Source organism: Sphingobacteriales bacterium, assembly GCA_016706405.1.
GTDB lineage: Bacteria > Bacteroidota > Bacteroidia > Chitinophagales > UBA2359 > BJ6.
Map to the genome: position 1 here is coordinate 165,411 of JADJJT010000002.1, position 16,666 is coordinate 182,076.

Consider the following 16,666-nt stretch of genomic DNA (forward strand, 5'->3'; position numbering starts at 1 on the left):
ATATCAAAATGAAACGTCTACAACCAAAACAGTTTTTACCCTTTTTTATTTGTTTAGTTGGTTTGATTATAACAATTTTTGCCTGGTCTTTATTGGATGGCCAGCAGAACACAGAAAAGAAGGCTGGCAAAGCCGATTTTCTACGCCAAAACAAGGCTTTTCCGGATGAATTACATTGGTTAGCGCGTACCTATCCAAATTATACCCCCGACATAGCATCGTATCAAAATATTTTGCTAAAAGCCCGCAAAACCGATGCTCAAACCAAAGCAATGCGACAGGGCAAAAGCGGTTTCGACAACGAATGGGTTTTACAAGGCCCTTCAAATATTAGCGGGCGTATTAACGTTATTGCCCTCGACCCAAGCAACCCCGACAGCGTTTGGTACGTAGGGGCAGCACGCGGGGGCGTTTTTAAAACTACCAATGCAGGCACAAACTGGACGCCCATCTTTGATGCACAAAATACCCTAAGCATAGGCGCTATTGCCATTGACCCCACCAATACTAAAACTATTTACGTGGGTACAGGCGATGTAAATATATCGTCGTTTTTTGCCGTAGGAGACGGCCTGTATAAAAGTACTGACGGTGGCCAAACATGGCAAAATATAGGTTTAAAAAATACGTATATAATATCCGATATAGTTATAAATGCACAAAACCCTGCTATTGTTTACGTTTCAAGCATGGGAAACCCTATGTTAAAGGATACCACCTCGAGAGGCATTTTTAAAACCGAAGATGGCGGCAAAAACTGGGAACACCTATTTAGTGCAAGCGACAGAACTGGCGTTATTGACCTTGAAATAGACCCTGTTTATCCGGAAACTTTATACGCCGCAACCTGGGACAGAATCCGCTCTTTATACGAATCAAGCACTTTAAGCGCAGGTCAAAAAATATTTAAAACCATCAACGGCGGCGATACCTGGCAAGCACTCGGTAATGGCCTACCTACCACAGACAGCACCTCGCGCGTGGGCTTATCTATTTCGCACCAAAATAACGAACATGTTTTTTGTGTGTATGTGGGCAACAACGAAGAACTACAAGGCATTTACAAAAGTGAAAACAGTGGAGAAGACTGGAGTTTAATAGGCGATACCGATATATTGCCCGGCGACTCGCCATTGGGCGGGTTTGGCTGGTATTTTGGCAAATTACATGTAAACCCCTTTAACGACCAGCAAATTTTAATGGGGGGCGTATATTTATTCCAGACAAAAAACGGCGGCACTAAATGGGAGTTGGCCGGCAGTGTTTGGTCAACCCATGCCGACAAACACGACATAGCTTTTATTGACGAAAAAACCTTGCTATTGGCAACCGATGGCGGCCTGTATAAAAGTACAGATGGTGGCACAAGTTGGACGGATGTTGAAAACTTGCCCATTACTCAATTTTATCGGGTGGCCTATAACCCTCATTTGCCCGGAACTTACTACGGCGGCGCCCAAGATAATGGCACCTTAGGTGGCAACTCAAACGACTTGTTAAATTGGCAAGAGTACTACGGCGCCGATGGTTTTTTGCCCGCGTTTAGCCCCTTTGACGCTAATATTATGTTTGCCGCATGGCAAAATGGCGGCCTTGTTATGAGCCTTGATGCCGGCAATAATTTTGATGCGGCAACAGACGGTATTGACAACGCTGACCGTATAAACTGGGATATGCCCTATGTATTAAGCCCTATTGTATCCGGATTAATGTTTTGCGGCACACACCGCGTCTATAAAAGCACTACAACCAATGGTTTTCCTGTTTGGGAGCCTATTAGCGACGATTTAACGCAAGGAAATATCTATGGCGCACGGTTTCATAATATTAGCACCGTTGAGGCATCGCCTCACGACTTAAATATCATTTTTGCCGGCACCTCCGATGGGCGCTTGTGGCGCAGCTTAACAGGCGGCACTACTTGGGACGAAATTGTCAAGGGGCTGCCCAATTTGTATTTTACCTCCGTAAAAGCCTCGCCCCAATACCCAAATCAACTTTTTTGCACTGTTTCGCAGTATAAAGGCAATGGCGATATACCCCTAATTTATAGCTCAAACGACTTGGGCGAAAACTGGACCGGTATTCAGGGCAACCTTCCGCCGTTTAGTATTAACGACCTTGAAGTGCTGCCCAACCATGCCGACTCGGTATTGTTTGTGGCCACCGATGGGGGGGTGTATGGCAGTTTAAACGCCGGAAAAAACTGGGAACGCTTGGGCAACAATATGCCATGGATAGGTGTTTTTGATTTGGCTTACGACCCCGTTAATAACAGGCTTATTGCCGGAACTCATGCCCGCTCTATAATGAGTTTTGAACTTGACTCGCTGGGTTTAAATAACCCCAACGTGGGCATTTCGCAACCACAATATCCGGATAAAGATAATGAAGATGGTCAATATCAGGTAATTTACAATTCCACAGAAAGGCAGTTATTGTTCCATTCTCTTCCGGATGATAATGACGTTGTACCTCAAGTAATTTTATTCAACCAAGCCGGGCAAAAACTTTTACAAACGTCACTTGCCAATAACAAACTAAGTTTGCCCTTACAATTACCGCAGGGCCTATATTTTGTAACAATAATTGGCCACAACAGGCAAAACACCCAAAAAGTACTAATTTGGTAAATTACAGCGTGTTGATTTGCAACTACTAAACCTCGCTCAAGGCTGCCATTGATTGCGAGGCGCGTTTGCGTTCGTTTTCGTCTAAGTAAATTTTCCGGATGCGCAGCGATTTAGGGGTTACCTCTACGTACTCATCTTTATTAATATACTCTAACGATTGTTCGAGGCTAAATTTTACTGCCGGAGCAATTTTCATTTTTTCATCGGCACCCGATGCCCTTACGTTTGTTAGCTTTTTGGTTTTATTAACTTTTACCACCAAATCGCCTTGTTTATTGTTTTCGCCAATTACCTGTCCGGTATAAACATCGTCGCCGGGCTCAACAAAAAAGAAGCCCCGGTCTTGCAGTTTATCTAAGGCGTAAGGAATTACTTCGCCGGTTTCGCCGCACACCAACGAGCCTTCTAAGCGTTGTGGCACGCCGTCTTTGTAGGGACCATAAGCTTTAAACCGGTGGTTCATAATAGCCTCTCCGGTGGTAGCGGTTAGCATGGCGCTGCGCAGGCCAATGGTTCCGCGCGAGGGGATAACAAATTCAATATGGGTACGGTCGCCTTTTTGGGTCATGCTATACAGGTCGCCGCGGCGTGCTGTTACCATGCCCACAACGGTACTCGAAAACTCAGATGGCACATCAACGGTTAGGTCTTCGTAGGGTTCGCATTTTTGGCCATCAATAGTTTTAAAGATTACTTGTGGTTGCCCTACCTGAAGCTCGTAGCCTTCGCGGCGCATAGTTTCAATAAGCACCGACAAGTGTAATACCCCACGTCCATAAACCATAAAGGCATCGGCGCTATCGGTAGGCATTACCCGCAGGGCTAAGTTTTTTTCTAATTCGCGTTCGAGGCGTTCTTTAAGGTGGCGCGAGGTTACAAATTTACCTTCGCGACCAAAAAAAGGTGAGTCGTTAATTAAGAACAACATGCCCATAGTTGGTTCTTCTATGGTAATGGGAGGAAGTGCCTGGGGGGTGTCGGGGTCGGCAACGGTATCGCCAATTTCAAAGCCATCAACGCCTACGATGGCGCAAATTTCTCCGGGTTCTACCATTTCAACTTTTTGTTTGCCTAATCCTTCAAAAACGTATAATTCTTTAATTCGTGTTTTTTGCATCGAGCCATCGCGTTTGCACAAGGTTACGGCAGCGGCAGTTAATTGTCCGCTATACAAACGGCCAATAGCTATACCGCCAATGTATTGCGAATAATCGAGCGAGGTTATTTGTAGTTGGGTGCTACCTTGCCCAATGCGGGGGGCTGGTACGTATTGAATAATAGTATCGAGCAAATAGGTAATATCTGTTGTGGGTTTTCGCCAATCTGCGCTCATCCAGTTTTGTTTTGCCGAGCCATAGACTGTTGGGAAGTTGAGTTGTTCTTGGGTGGCATCTAAGGCAAACATTAAATCAAAAACAGATTCATGCACTTCTTCCGGATGGCAGTTTTCTTTGTCCACTTTATTAATAACCAAAATGGGTTTTAACCCCAGCGACAACGCTTTTGATAGTACAAAACGAGTTTGGGGCATGGGGCCTTCAAAAGCATCTACTAACAACAATACGCCATCGGCCATATTTAAAACGCGCTCGACCTCGCCGCCAAAATCGGCGTGGCCGGGTGTATCAATAATATTAATTTTAGTGCCCTTGTAGGTTACCGAAGCGTTTTTAGCTAATATGGTAATGCCGCGCTCGCGTTCAAGGTCGTTACTGTCCATTATTAATTCTCCGGGTGTTTCGTGGTCTTTAAACAGTTTTCCGGCTAATAATAATTTATCAACTAAAGTGGTTTTACCGTGGTCAACGTGGGCAATGATGGCAATATTGCGAATATTCATGTGTAATTTACTTATGTTTTTCTGAAAGCGGGCGCAAAGGTACGCTTTTTATAGCAATTTTTTATCAGCAATGCAACCGGCAACAATAATTTATTTGGGTTATGTTTAATAAAGCGTGGAAAGTTTGACTTTTCTACCCAAACATAATAGAAAACGAAGTAAAACAAACCCTAACTCTGAAGGAGTTGAATATTAATTACTTCCGGATACTTTTTTGTGGCTTATTTTGCCTGAAATATAATTATTAATAGAACTAAAAAAAATCTAAACTAATTTTAATGACGTACTTAGTTAATAAATTGGCAAGTAGTGGTGCGCAAATTTTAAATTAAACCCAACTAACAAAATGGTAAATTTGTATCTTGCGGCTCAATTTTAATTATTGCATAGCAAGCAATTTATGGCGTGGGCAAAGTCAGATAATTTATTGATAAAAGGCAAAAAATCGCAGTTGGCAATACTATTTGTTTTGATGGTATTTTTGTTGCACTGTGGGCGCAGCAAACAAACAAATAATCCTATTGACGGAGCTGACCAGCTGGCTGCCAATATTGCCGCCGCCGGGCCTTATGCCTCGCTACACGATACTACCCAATACGTTGGCCCCGAAACTTGCCGCTCGTGCCATACCGCTATTTACGAGTCGTTTATGCAAACAGGTATGGGCGAGTCGTGGGGCTTGGCTACCCGTCAAAAAAGTAAAGCAAAATTTGACCATCATATTGCCGTTTTTGATAGCCTCAACCAACTATATTACCACCCCTATTGGCGAAACGACAGTTTGTTTATTAAAGAATTCCGGATAAACCCTCTAAACAAAAAAGATACCGTTTACCAACAAAGCCAATACATACAATACATTATAGGCAGCGGGCATCATACTAATTCGCATATTTATGCCGAGAATGGCTATTTGTACCAAGCGCCAATTACTTTTTACACCCAAAAAGGTATTTGGGACTTGGCGCCGGGCTTCTCCGGAGGTTTTAGTTCGAGGTTTAACCGCACGATTGGCCACGAGTGTATGGCTTGCCACAACTCTTTTCCTGCTTTTGATTTGAAGGCCGAAAACAAATATCAAAACGTGCCACATGGCATATCGTGCGAGCGTTGCCACGGGCCCGGACAAGCCCATGTACAGCAAAAATTAGCCAATATTGTAGTTGATACGGCAACAACTGCCGATTATACCATTGTAAACCCGCGCAAACTACCCACCCGCGAGCTGCAAATGAACGTATGCCAACGCTGCCATTTGCAAGGAGTAACCATTTTAGCACCCGGAAAAACCTTTACTGATTATAGGCCGGCAATGCCATTAAACAGTATTATGGAGGTGTTTTTGCCCGAGTTTGACGGCGCTGAAACTCATTTTATTATGGCATCGCAGGCGCACAGACTTACCAAAAGTGCGTGTTATAAAAAAAGCCAAATGACCTGCACCACCTGCCACAACCCCCATAAAAGCGTGCGGCAAACCGACCCCTCCATTTTTAATGCCAAATGCCAAAACTGCCATGCTCAAACAAATAACAACACCCATGCTGAAAATAATTGCAGTTTGCCACTTAACCAGCGCACCGCAACCAACAATAATAATTGTTTTGCCTGCCACATGCCGGTGTCGCCAAGTATAGACATTCCGCACGTTACCGTACATGACCATTTTATCCGTAAGCCCATTAGCGAAGCCGAAAAACAAAAAGTGCAACATTTTATTGGTCTTAAAAGTGTACTGTCGCCCAATAATACCCAGGCATTAACCAAGGCAAAAGCCTATATACACTTTTACGAATCGTACCAAGCTAAAAAAAGCCATTTGGATAGTGCTGCTTTGTTTATGGAAATTGCGACTAAGAGCCATCAGCCTCAACAACAGTATCCGGATTACCTTGATACCCAAGTGCATTTATACTATTTACAGCAAAAATTTACCGAACTCATAAACATTGCTCAAAATACATCGCCAAAAACCATAAAAAATGCTTGGACAGCCTACCGATTAGGCGAAGCATATTTACAAACCAACCAACCACAATTAGCACTAAACTGGCTGCAACAAGCGGTAAGTTTGTTGCCACTTCAACCCGATTTTGACAGTAAGCTGGCAGCAACTCAAGTCCAGCTAAGCCAGTTCGATGCAGCCAAAACACGCTTGGAGGCTTTGCTGAAAGAACATCCGCACCACACGGCCAGCCTTAGCAATCTTGGCTTTGTATATGCCAGCACGGGCAATCTACCCCGCGCCGATAGTCTTTACCATGCCGCCTTAGCCTGTAATCCTAATTATGTTCCGGCCATGTTAAATTTAGCAGGTCTTGAGTTGTTAAAACGCAATAATACGGCTGCTCTAAAATATGCCCAACAAGCCCTAAAAGCTCAACCCAATAACACTCAGGCGCAACAATTAGTACAACAATTGCGGGGTAAACTGTAAATTACTGTGGAGTGCCTGAACAAAATATAGTTATAAACCTTTTTATTCCGGAATTAGATGGCAGGTTTAGCGTTGTTGCAACACATCCCTTAAAATATTCAGTCTTAAAATAGCTGCCAACCCATCTAACTAGTATCTTTGCCCTTCGTAATGTGTAAAACCAAATTTTTATGGCAATAAATAATCTTTTAGAGCAGTATAAAAGCAAAAAACCGTTAATTATTTTTGAATGGCACGACTTGGAAACGGATGCCGAGGGGTGGGTGGTTATTAACTCGTTGCGTGGAGGGGCTGCCGGTGGGGGTACCCGTATGCGCAAGGGCTTAAACTGCGAGGAAGTAATTGCCTTGGCAAAAGTAATGGAAATAAAGTTTACCGTTTCGGGGCCGCCAATTGGTGGGGCAAAGTCGGGCATTAATTTTGACCCCAGCGACCCTCGCCGAGATGAGGTGTTGCGCCGTTGGTTTATGGCCGTTACCCCTTTGTTGAAACAATATTACGGCACCGGCGGCGACCTTAACGTGGACGAACTAAAACAGGTAATACCCATTACCGAAGATTTTGGCCTTTGGCACCCCCAAGAGGGCGTAGTAAATGGCCATATAAACCCATCGCGCAGCGGCGATAAAATTAAACTTTTAGGGCAATTGCGGCAGGGCGTGTCAAAAATTATTGAAGACGAACGTTTTGCACCCAAGGTAATTAATAAAAAGTTTTGCGTTGCCGACATGATTACCGGATACGGCGTAGCTCAATCCGTAAAACATTATTACCGGCTGTACCATAAATCGAGTTTGGTTAATAAACGGGTAATAGTGCAGGGCTGGGGTAATGTTGCCGGCGCGGCGGGTTATTATTTAGCTCAAGAAGGCGCACTTATAACAGCTATTGCCGATTTGCACCACGGACTAATTGCCCCAAATGGCCTTAATTTTGCCGAAGTACACGACCTTTTTGTGCGTCGCGACCAAATGAACCTCTCGCCCATTATGCCCAAAGTTAAACCCGCCGCCGAAGTGCTGCCTTTTATTTGGGATACCCCCTGCGATATTTTTATTCCGGCAGCCGCTTCAAAACTCGTACAGCGCAGCCATTTAGACCGCATGCTGGCAGCAGGCCTGCAATGTATCTCGTGCGGTGCCAACGACCCATTTGCCGATAATGACCTTGTTTGGGGCGCAACCAGTCAATACGTTGATGGCCAATGCGCACTAATCCCCGATTTTATAGCAAACTGCGGCATGGCGCGGGTATTTGCCTACCTGATGCAACCAAATGCAGCTATTAGCGACGAAGCTATTTTTAATGATACAGAACAAACTGTTAGCCGAGCCATAGAAACGATATTTGCTCAAAACCCACAAAATACAGGCTTTAGTGAAACTGCCTTAAACATAGCCTTAAAAAAATTAGCTAAATAAATACAATAAAACAGCCTTTTTTTCGTTTCTGACGTTTAAACTAAAAACCTTATCGAGAGTTATTAGTTGTAGTAAGGCGATATTATTGATTTTATAAATTGTATCTTGTCTTATTAACTAATATTAATAACTAATTTTACCTTGAAACAAGTTAACAAATCTCTTCTTTACTTTTTTTGTTTTACTATTTTTTTAGTATCCTTGTTCGCCTCTGGGTGTAGGGCAAGTAAGCAGGGGCGTTGTAAAGAATGCCCCGAGTTTACCCAAAAATTCAACTCCCATAATACCCACCACAACATAGCTACAAAGTAAACCGCTATAAATTAGTAGCCTTAATACGTTGTAATGCTTTTTTAATCTGTTTTTTAAATATAAACTTGTTTTATAATCATGATAACTAAAAACTGGTGTTTATTACCCACCAAAACCCTATTTGCAAGTTTAGTGCTAATTGTTTTTTTGAGTTTAACGAGTTGCAAAGTGTTAAAACGCAATAAATGTGACTGCCCTAAATTTTCAGAGCAGCCCACACAAATTGCACAGCCCGTTATTGAAGAGTATAACTGTTAAATAAATAAAATCCGGATAATAAACTAAGTGGGTTTATTTGACTTGTAAATTAAGTTTGCTCTTTCTTAACACCGCATCTTTCTTCCTCCGGATAAATGAATGAATGAGCGAGTGAACTGCAGTGCTAAACAACTCTTTTTTATAGTTGCCCACTGCGCATTTGTTTTATCAGCACTTCGTAAAGCGGTAAAATACTTTGAGCAGCTAATTTAAGGTCGGTACTTCTGTTTTCGTATAAAAGTTCGTAGTAATCTTGTACAATATCGCCTTGCTGTTCGCGGTTAAAGGCGGCAAATGGTTTGCCTTGTTGTAAACCGGCGTAGCCGCCATAATTGTAGCCAAGTGTGTGTTGCGCATAGGTAGCTTCAATTAAATACACACTACCCAATTTATACATTTGATACACATGTATAAGCTCGTGAATTAGCCAGCTCATATCGCTGTTGCCAGGGGTGCAATTTAAGGGTCGGGTAAAATTGATGGTATAAAACAGGCAAAGCCCTAATTGATGGCTGCCCCTGAAAAAAGCCCCTGTTTTAGCTAAAACAGAGTATTCGTCAATGCGTATTTGCTGCCAGGGCAAGGTGTTTGAGCCGTAAACTAATTGCGCCTCGTGCAGTTCAAGGGGGGTTAAATGGCGGGTTTGGCGTTTAAATAATTGCCAAAATGCCTGGTTTAACTCTACCCACCCTAAAATATCAAGTAATTTGCACAAAAAACCACCCATCCACAATAAAGGCACAACCCATAATTTATGCAGCGGTAAAGTAGCAGGTGCTACGGGTAAAACAGTAAAATGCTTTGCAAACCTCAGTAGGCGTACGGGTAATTGCCCCCGCCAAGTAGTATTAATTCGCATATTGACACTTAATAACGAGCAGAAAGAAAAAGAAATACGCAATACAAGGCCAAATATCCGGAGAAATTGACAATAGCCCGTTTAAATAAAGTTAAGACAAGTATTACGATTGTAAATTCATAAAAAACTTAACGACTTATTTATTAGTTGTTATTGGTTTTGTATCTTTACATCTTAATTATTCTGCTCGATTTATTTTAGATGCAATGCGTTCTTATTTTGAAACTCAGTTTTTATTGTTTGGTTTTTTATTAGTGATACTAAGTTTTGTAACACTAACCGGATGCGACTCGAAAAATTCAAAAAAATCATCCGGCAATAAAAGTAGTGCCTCTTCCGGAAAAATAAAATGGGTTTACACAGACGATGTTTGTACTACTGTCTCGCCGTTTGTGTCGCAAACAAATATAGATCCTAATCATTACGCTTTTAGTACCTCGAACAAAAAAAAGATGGGCTTAACTTTGGTGCCGATTAACCCCGATGGCACAACCAACGACAAGGCCGCTTACCAGCACCCAAGTTGGAGGAAGGCCGGTTGGTTGTCGAAAATTGCCTTTGATAAGCAAGGCAATGTTTATGTAGTGCCCACGCCGCGCGTTAATATTTTAGAGAACCCGCTCGAAAAACAAAACACAATATATATTGTAGATGGCAAAACTGGCGAAATGAGTACATTTTTAGCCCTACCAATGCCAGATACCCCTCATGTGCAAAACCCTTATGGCTTGGTAGCGCTTACTTATTCGTGTACCAATAATATTATGTATGCCTCGTCAATTGCCGGCTCAACCCGAAACGAAGAGAAAGGGGTTATTTATAGTATTGATGTTGGTGCAAAAAAAGTAATCGACCAACTTTCGGGAATTGATGCAATGGGCATACGTGTAACTGCATTTACCGGAGAAAGAAGACTTTATTTTGGCAAAATACGTGCCTCCGGAATATGGTCAGTAGGTGTAAATCCAAACGGTACTTTTGCTGACGACCCCCGCTTTGAAGTATCGCTGGCCGATGCAGGCCCACGCGGAGACGACATAGCCCGCGAAATAAAAATAAACCAAAAAGGCGAAATGACAGTGTATGGCGTTGAGTTTCAGTATAATTTAATTGCCCCCACCGAAAAACAGGAAACACTTTATACCTTAATTTACGACCATCAGTTAAAAAAATGGCAGTTGCAGCCTTTTCTTTAAACTTTTTTTAAAAACTGCTTGATTCCAGCTAACACCAAGCTTAAAATAAAAAACCAGACCGCACAACTTAAATTAATCAGGCAGTCTGGCTTATTGCTTTAATTAGCTATTTTTTTCTTATTTTTCGGTGGCTTTGTCAGGGTTTGCGGTTTCATGGTAGGCCTTAATTGCCTCTTCTAAATGGTCTTCGTCTCCTTCAACATATCCGGAATGTTCGAATATAATTTTGCCGTTTTCATTTACTAAAATAGTGTGCGGTACACTTTGTGCATTGATGGCTCGTTTAAAATCTTCGTTCACATCTAACAGAACTTCGTAAGTCCATCTTTCGGCATCAACCAAGGGCTTAACACGTGCCGAACTGCGGGCATCGTCAGTACTTACCGCTACTAATTTAACGCCGTAGTCGGTTTGCCAGTCATCGTAAACCTCGGCAATATTGCGAAGCTCTTTTTTGCAGGGGGCGCACCAGGTAGCCCAAAAGCTAAAAATGGTGAGCCGGCCGGGTTGGGCGTAATTTTGAGCAATATTTACTTTTTGACCATCGGTATTGGCCAATTCAATATTGGGTAATTGATTGGCAGCGGCGGTGGGTGTTTCAGTGGCTTGAGTAGTTTGGGCTTTGACAGGGTTTATGGTGGCAAAACCAATAAACAATAAAGCAAAGGCGGCTAAACGAAAAAAGATCATAAATTAAATAAAATATTATGTTTTTGTGTTTTAAATAGGTGGCTAATTCATGGAGAGTTGGCTTGATTGGTATATAAAACTTGTTAGCATATTAACTTTTCAAAAAGTAAAAATAGGTAGGCGTGTTTGTTGAGCAAAAACAAAGAACAAAGATAAAGCCATCTGGGTAAAAATTCCGGATATAATACCCCGGAAAGAAATTTCATTACAATTTTGCCATTTTTTAACAAAATCCGGATAATAAATTCTATATTTCGCCCCATAACCCAAACGCTTTTAATCCTGTTTGTTTTAGACGCTTTACTTTTGTTTATGTTTAAGACCCAAATTCAATTTCAAAAAAAATGGGCAGTATTATGGAACTGCTTATTGCTTGGAGGAAGTTTATTATTGCCCTTTCATCCGGTTGTAGCGCAAGACAAAGCCCAATTTTCGGGCGATTTGCAAAGCAACACAAAATTTTTTATTGCTGATAGTGCCCGCGGCGCAGTTAATGTTCCATTTTACGATTATTTATTTTTTGGCTCCGAAAACTGGCTCAACTTAAATTGCCGCGTTCAGGGCTACGAAATTGGTGCACGGTTCGACTTTTTTCAAAATACCAATATTTTTTCACCTACGGTGGCCTATAGTGGGCAGGGTATAGGTCGTTGGTATGTATCAAAACATATTGAAAATTTTAGTATTACCGCCGGCCATTTTTACGACCAATACGCCACCGGCCATATTTTTAGAGCCTACGAAGCCAGACCATTAGGCATTGATCAAGCTATTTTAGGCGTAAACTTGGGCTATAAATTTAATAATCATCTTAATGCCAGGGCTTCTTCGGGCGTCGAAAAAAATATTTTTACCACCTACCGCCCTGTGCTTAAAGGAGGTAATTTAGAAGGCAACTGGACAATAAAAAAGGCCAGTATTATACCCGGCATCGCCTACCTTGGCCGCACCATTGACAACGAAACCATGTTAAGTATAGCCAGCGAAATTAACAGCTATCCGTTAGCCGACCGCTTTGTACCCAAATACAATACCAACGCGGTAGCACTTTACAATACGTTAAGCGTAGGCAATATTAGCTGGTATATAGAAGGGGCGTATAAAGGCGAAGATGTAATACGCAATACCGCAGGCAGACTAAAAAACCCAAGCAACGGCTATGTGCTAATGAGTAGTTTGTCGTGGTCGCGCAAGGGGTTGGGTATAGTTGTGCAAGGCCGGCGCAACAAAAATTTTGATCTGCGCACCTCGCCGCAACAAACCTTTACCAAAGGGCTTATTAATTTTATGCCGCCTTTGGCACGGCAAAATGCCTATCGTTTAGCTGGGCGCTACAATGCTGCCACCCAACCATTAGGCGAAATGGCATTTCAGGCCGAAATTACCTACTCGCCTAAACGCAGCTTAATTTTTACCTTTAATGCCACTAATATAACGAACCCAGACGATACGTTGCTGTTTAGAGAAATATACCTCGATGCTACCATAAAACCTAAAGGAAAATCATACAAAGGTACTATTGGCATACAAGCCGTTGACTATAACCAATTTGTATTTGAACAAAAAGGTAAATTTGTAAACACCTTTACACCCTTTGCCGAATTTGTGTATAAGTTTACCAAAAAACAATCGTTAAAAACCGAACTATCGTACATGTTTACCGAGCGCAACCGCCGCCTTTTGGGCAAAAAAGATGCACCCTACGAACAAGACAAAGGCGACTGGTTTTGGGTGCTGGCCGAGTATAGTATAGCTCCGGCATGGTCGTTTGCTTTATCAGATTTATATAATATTGACCCCGACCATAATTTACACTACCCTTCTATTTTTGTTTCGTACACTCGCAGGGCCAGCCGGTTTGCATTAAGCTACGTGAAACAACCAGCAGGGGTAGTTTGCACCGGTGGGGTTTGCCGCTACGAACCTGCATTTAGCGGCGTAAAACTCGATATTACCACTAGCTTTTAAAAATAACAACAATAACTAATTAGTACGATGTATGTTTAAAAAAATATTTCCGATAATAATATCATTTTTTGCCATTTTTGCCTTAATTGCTTTTACCACTATTTTGCCCGGATGTGGCGATGAAAAAGGGCCATACATAAACTTTGACCCCGACACAGGTGATGGTGGTAATAATGGTGGCAAATTTGAAAAGATATTTAAAGATACTACGTTTATTGGGCAAATTCCAATTGATACTCCGGATAAAGTAGTACTGATTGAAGAGTTCACCGGATTTAAATGCCCCAACTGCCCTAAAGGTGCCGAGGTTATAGCGCAACTCGAAGACCAATATCCAAACAAAATTGCTGCTATTAGTATTCACGCCGGCTTTTTTGCCGAAAACCCAAATATTGGCAACGGCGACCCCGAATTTAGAACACCCGAAGGCAACTATTTAAACGATGCTTTATTGCTACCCGAAGGCTACCCCTCGGCAGCCATTGACCGCCTTAATCAAGATGGGCAACTTACCAACCCCAACTACAATAGCTGGGGAGGTGTAGTAATGCCACGACTAAGCACCACGCCGCCCGCATTTGTACACACCTACAGCACCTACGATTCTATTACACGCCTGCTAACTGCTTATGTGCAAGTACGCTTTAAAGAAACCGTAGCCGACCCTGTTCAAATTAGCCTAACCCTTACCGAAAGTGGTATGGTAGCCAACCAAACACAACCCGACAATAGCATTAAAACCGACTATGTACATAAACATGTACTGCGCAAAATGCTAACTAATGCAGAGGGTACCCCCTTGTCTGCCTCCGACCAAACTGCTGGCCGTATAGTGGTGCGCAAATTTACCTACACTTTACCTAATACTTTTAATGCTAAAAATTGTCATTTAGTTGCTTTTGCCCATTATAACGGTGCCACTAAAGAGGTAATACAAGCCGCTAACGGGCATATTGGCGAATAAACACAAGCAAACCTGCCATTTTAATACCAATTGCGTTGCTAAAATTGAGTGTTTTATAATATTTTATAAATTATGGGGGCCTAAATTTTTAATAATGGCCTCGCAACCTTGCTTAATTAATTGCCACGCCTGTTCAAACTGGTTGTTATAGTAGGGGTCAGGGACAATTATATTGTGCTGCGGCCAAACAAAATTGAGCAAAAAATCAACTTTTGCCTTGTGTTCGGGTGTTTGAGCTTTATTAATTACGGCCCTATAATTTTCGGTATCCATTACTAAAATATAGTCAAACTGATTAAAATGGATGGGTTTAAAATGGCGCGCCACATGACCTTGTAAGTCAATACCGTTTTTGCGGGCTTGTGCTATTGCGCGGCTATCGGCGGGGCATCCCAAATCCCAGGTATCGGTGGCAGCGCTGGCAATATGCCATAGCAGTGCTTGTTGCTGGCAAAGGTGCTTTAGCAATCCCTCGGCCATTGGCGAGCGGCAAATATTGCCTTTACAAACCATTAAAATACGCATTGTTTTATAGCTTTTTGCCATCCTTCGTAAAGTTGGGTTTTTTGTTCGTTTGGCATTCTCGGATAAAATATTTGTAGCTGTTGGTTGGTTTCAAAGGTGTTTGTTTCAAAAAAATTGCCCAAGGCATATCCGGCCAATAGTGCAGCACCAAAGGCTGTGGCTTCAATAACTGCAGGCCGCAACACAGGCACGCCCAATATATCGGCCTGAAACTGCATTAAAAAATTATTAGCAGTTGCGCCGCCATCAACACGCAAGGCCTCGAGGGTAATTTTGGCATCGGCTTGCATAGCTTCTAACACATCGCGGGTTTGGTAGGCGATACTTTCGAGGGTTGCCCTAATAATATGGGCTTTTGTGGTGCCGCGGGTAAGTCCAAACATGGCACCGCGTGCGTACATGTTCCAATGCGGAGCACCTAATCCGGCAAATGCGGGCACAACATAAACACCTAAGGTATCGGGTACTTGATTGGCGTAAAATTCGGTTTCGGCGGCATGGTTAATTAAGCCAAGCCCATCGCGTAGCCATTGAACTGCTGCCCCTGCTACAAACACACTGCCTTCTAAGGCGTACTGTGGGGGGGCGTTAGAAATCTGCCAGGCAACAGTTGTTAGCAGGCCTTGTTGCGAGGTAACTAACTGGGTGCCAGTATTTAACAACATAAAACAACCGGTGCCATAAGTATTTTTAGCCATTCCGGATTGGTAACATTGTTGACCAAAAAGGGCCGCTTGCTGGTCTCCGGCAATACCCATAATGGGCAAACTTACCCCACCAAACCAGCTTGGGTGTGTGCTGCCATAACGAGTAGCACTTGATGATGGAAATACCTGTGGCAAAATGGTTTCCGGAATTTGTAAAGCTCGCAGCATTGTTTCGTCCCATTCCATTTTCCGGATATTGTACAACATGGTACGCGAAGCATTGCTAACGTCTGTAGCATGAATTTTTCCTTTCGTTAAGTTCCACAACAACCATGTATCAACGGTTCCAAATTTTATTGCTCCGGATTCTGCTTTTGCCTGTGCCTCCGGAATATGTTGGAGCAGCCATGCTAATTTCGTTCCCGAAAAATAAGCATCCGGAATTAAACCCGTTTCTTGCCGGATATATTCAGTTAAGCCATTGGTCACTAACTGCTCGCAAAGGGGGGTAGTGCGCTTATCTTGCCAAACAATGGCATTGTAAAGAGGTTGGCCGGTATGGGCATCCCAAATTAAAGTTGTTTCGCGTTGGTTGGTTATGCCAATAGCAGCAATTTGTGTTGGTTTAATACCTGTTTGCTGTAATACGTTTTGTGCTACGGTAAGCTGTGTTTGCCAAATTTCGTGAGGGTCGTGTTCTACCCAGCCCGGTTGGGGGAAAATTTGGGTAAAATTTTGCTGGGCTATGCCTACTATTTGTCCTTGTGCGTCAAAAATTAAAGCCCTTGAGCTGGTAGTGCCTTGGTCGAGGGCTAAAATATACTTTTGGGTGGTTGTTGCAATATTTTGCATAAACAAAAACAAACAATATAAGTAGGGCAAATTTGGTTTGTGCAAAGATACAACACTAATTTTA

12 protein-coding genes are annotated in these 16,666 nt (G+C 42.6%); 7 read left to right on the plus strand and 5 right to left on the minus strand.

Annotation, left to right across the window (positions count from 1 at the left end; translation table 11 throughout):
- Positions 1–8: 8 nt before the first annotated feature.
- Entirely contained in the window at positions 9–2,633 is a 2,625-nt protein-coding gene (locus IPI59_07075; protein MBK7527300.1) for a T9SS type A sorting domain-containing protein, read from the plus strand.
- A 25-nt stretch (positions 2,634–2,658) separates the two neighbouring features.
- On the opposite strand, the gene typA is transcribed toward IPI59_07075, so the two are convergent.
- Positions 2,659–4,473: a translational GTPase TypA gene (gene typA, locus IPI59_07080; GenBank protein MBK7527301.1), complete on the minus strand. Its 1,815-nt coding sequence runs from the start codon at positions 4,471–4,473 to the stop codon at positions 2,659–2,661.
- A gap of 400 nt (positions 4,474–4,873) precedes the next feature.
- On the opposite strand from typA, the gene IPI59_07085 reads away from it, so the two are divergent.
- The 3 genes from IPI59_07085 (at position 4,874) to IPI59_07095 (ending at position 8,901) form a co-directional block, all read left to right on the plus strand.
- Positions 4,874–6,910, plus strand: coding sequence for a tetratricopeptide repeat protein (locus IPI59_07085; protein ID MBK7527302.1), 2,037 nt, complete (start codon positions 4,874–4,876; stop codon positions 6,908–6,910).
- A 176-nt stretch (positions 6,911–7,086) separates the two neighbouring features.
- Positions 7,087–8,331, plus strand: a complete 1,245-nt coding sequence (locus IPI59_07090) for a Glu/Leu/Phe/Val dehydrogenase (GenBank protein MBK7527303.1) — start codon at positions 7,087–7,089, stop codon at positions 8,329–8,331.
- Between the two features lie 390 nt (positions 8,332–8,721).
- A complete protein-coding gene (locus IPI59_07095; GenBank protein ID MBK7527304.1) occupies positions 8,722–8,901 on the plus strand; it encodes a hypothetical protein in 180 nt (59 codons plus the stop codon).
- Between the two features lie 139 nt (positions 8,902–9,040).
- On the opposite strand, the gene IPI59_07100 is transcribed toward IPI59_07095, so the two are convergent.
- Entirely contained in the window at positions 9,041–9,760 is a 720-nt protein-coding gene (locus tag IPI59_07100; protein MBK7527305.1) for a hypothetical protein, read from the minus strand.
- Between the two features lie 206 nt (positions 9,761–9,966).
- Here IPI59_07100 and IPI59_07105 point away from each other — a divergent pair, with 206 nt between their 5' ends.
- On the plus strand, positions 9,967–10,956 hold the full coding sequence (locus IPI59_07105; GenBank protein MBK7527306.1) for a hypothetical protein: 990 nt from the start codon (positions 9,967–9,969) through the stop codon (positions 10,954–10,956).
- 117 nt (positions 10,957–11,073) lie between these two features.
- Here IPI59_07105 and IPI59_07110 read toward each other — a convergent pair whose 3' ends face one another.
- On the minus strand, positions 11,074–11,646 hold the full coding sequence (locus tag IPI59_07110) for a TlpA family protein disulfide reductase (GenBank protein ID MBK7527307.1): 573 nt from the start codon (positions 11,644–11,646) through the stop codon (positions 11,074–11,076).
- Between the two features lie 312 nt (positions 11,647–11,958).
- Between IPI59_07110 and IPI59_07115 the strand changes: the two genes are divergently transcribed.
- Positions 11,959–13,614, plus strand: coding sequence for a hypothetical protein (locus IPI59_07115; GenBank protein MBK7527308.1), 1,656 nt, complete (start codon positions 11,959–11,961; stop codon positions 13,612–13,614).
- Between the two features lie 31 nt (positions 13,615–13,645).
- Positions 13,646–14,578: an Omp28-related outer membrane protein gene (locus IPI59_07120; protein ID MBK7527309.1), complete on the plus strand. Its 933-nt coding sequence runs from the start codon at positions 13,646–13,648 to the stop codon at positions 14,576–14,578.
- 63 nt (positions 14,579–14,641) lie between these two features.
- Here the strand turns inward: IPI59_07120 and IPI59_07125 are convergent, their stop codons facing one another.
- Both IPI59_07125 and glpK read right to left on the minus strand, forming a co-directional pair.
- A complete protein-coding gene (locus tag IPI59_07125; GenBank protein ID MBK7527310.1) occupies positions 14,642–15,103 on the minus strand; it encodes a low molecular weight phosphotyrosine protein phosphatase in 462 nt (153 codons plus the stop codon).
- A complete protein-coding gene (gene glpK / locus IPI59_07130; protein MBK7527311.1) occupies positions 15,091–16,602 on the minus strand; it encodes a glycerol kinase GlpK in 1,512 nt (503 codons plus the stop codon). Before glpK ends, IPI59_07125 begins: the two co-directional genes overlap by 13 nt.
- Between the last annotated feature and the right edge of the window lie 64 nt (positions 16,603–16,666).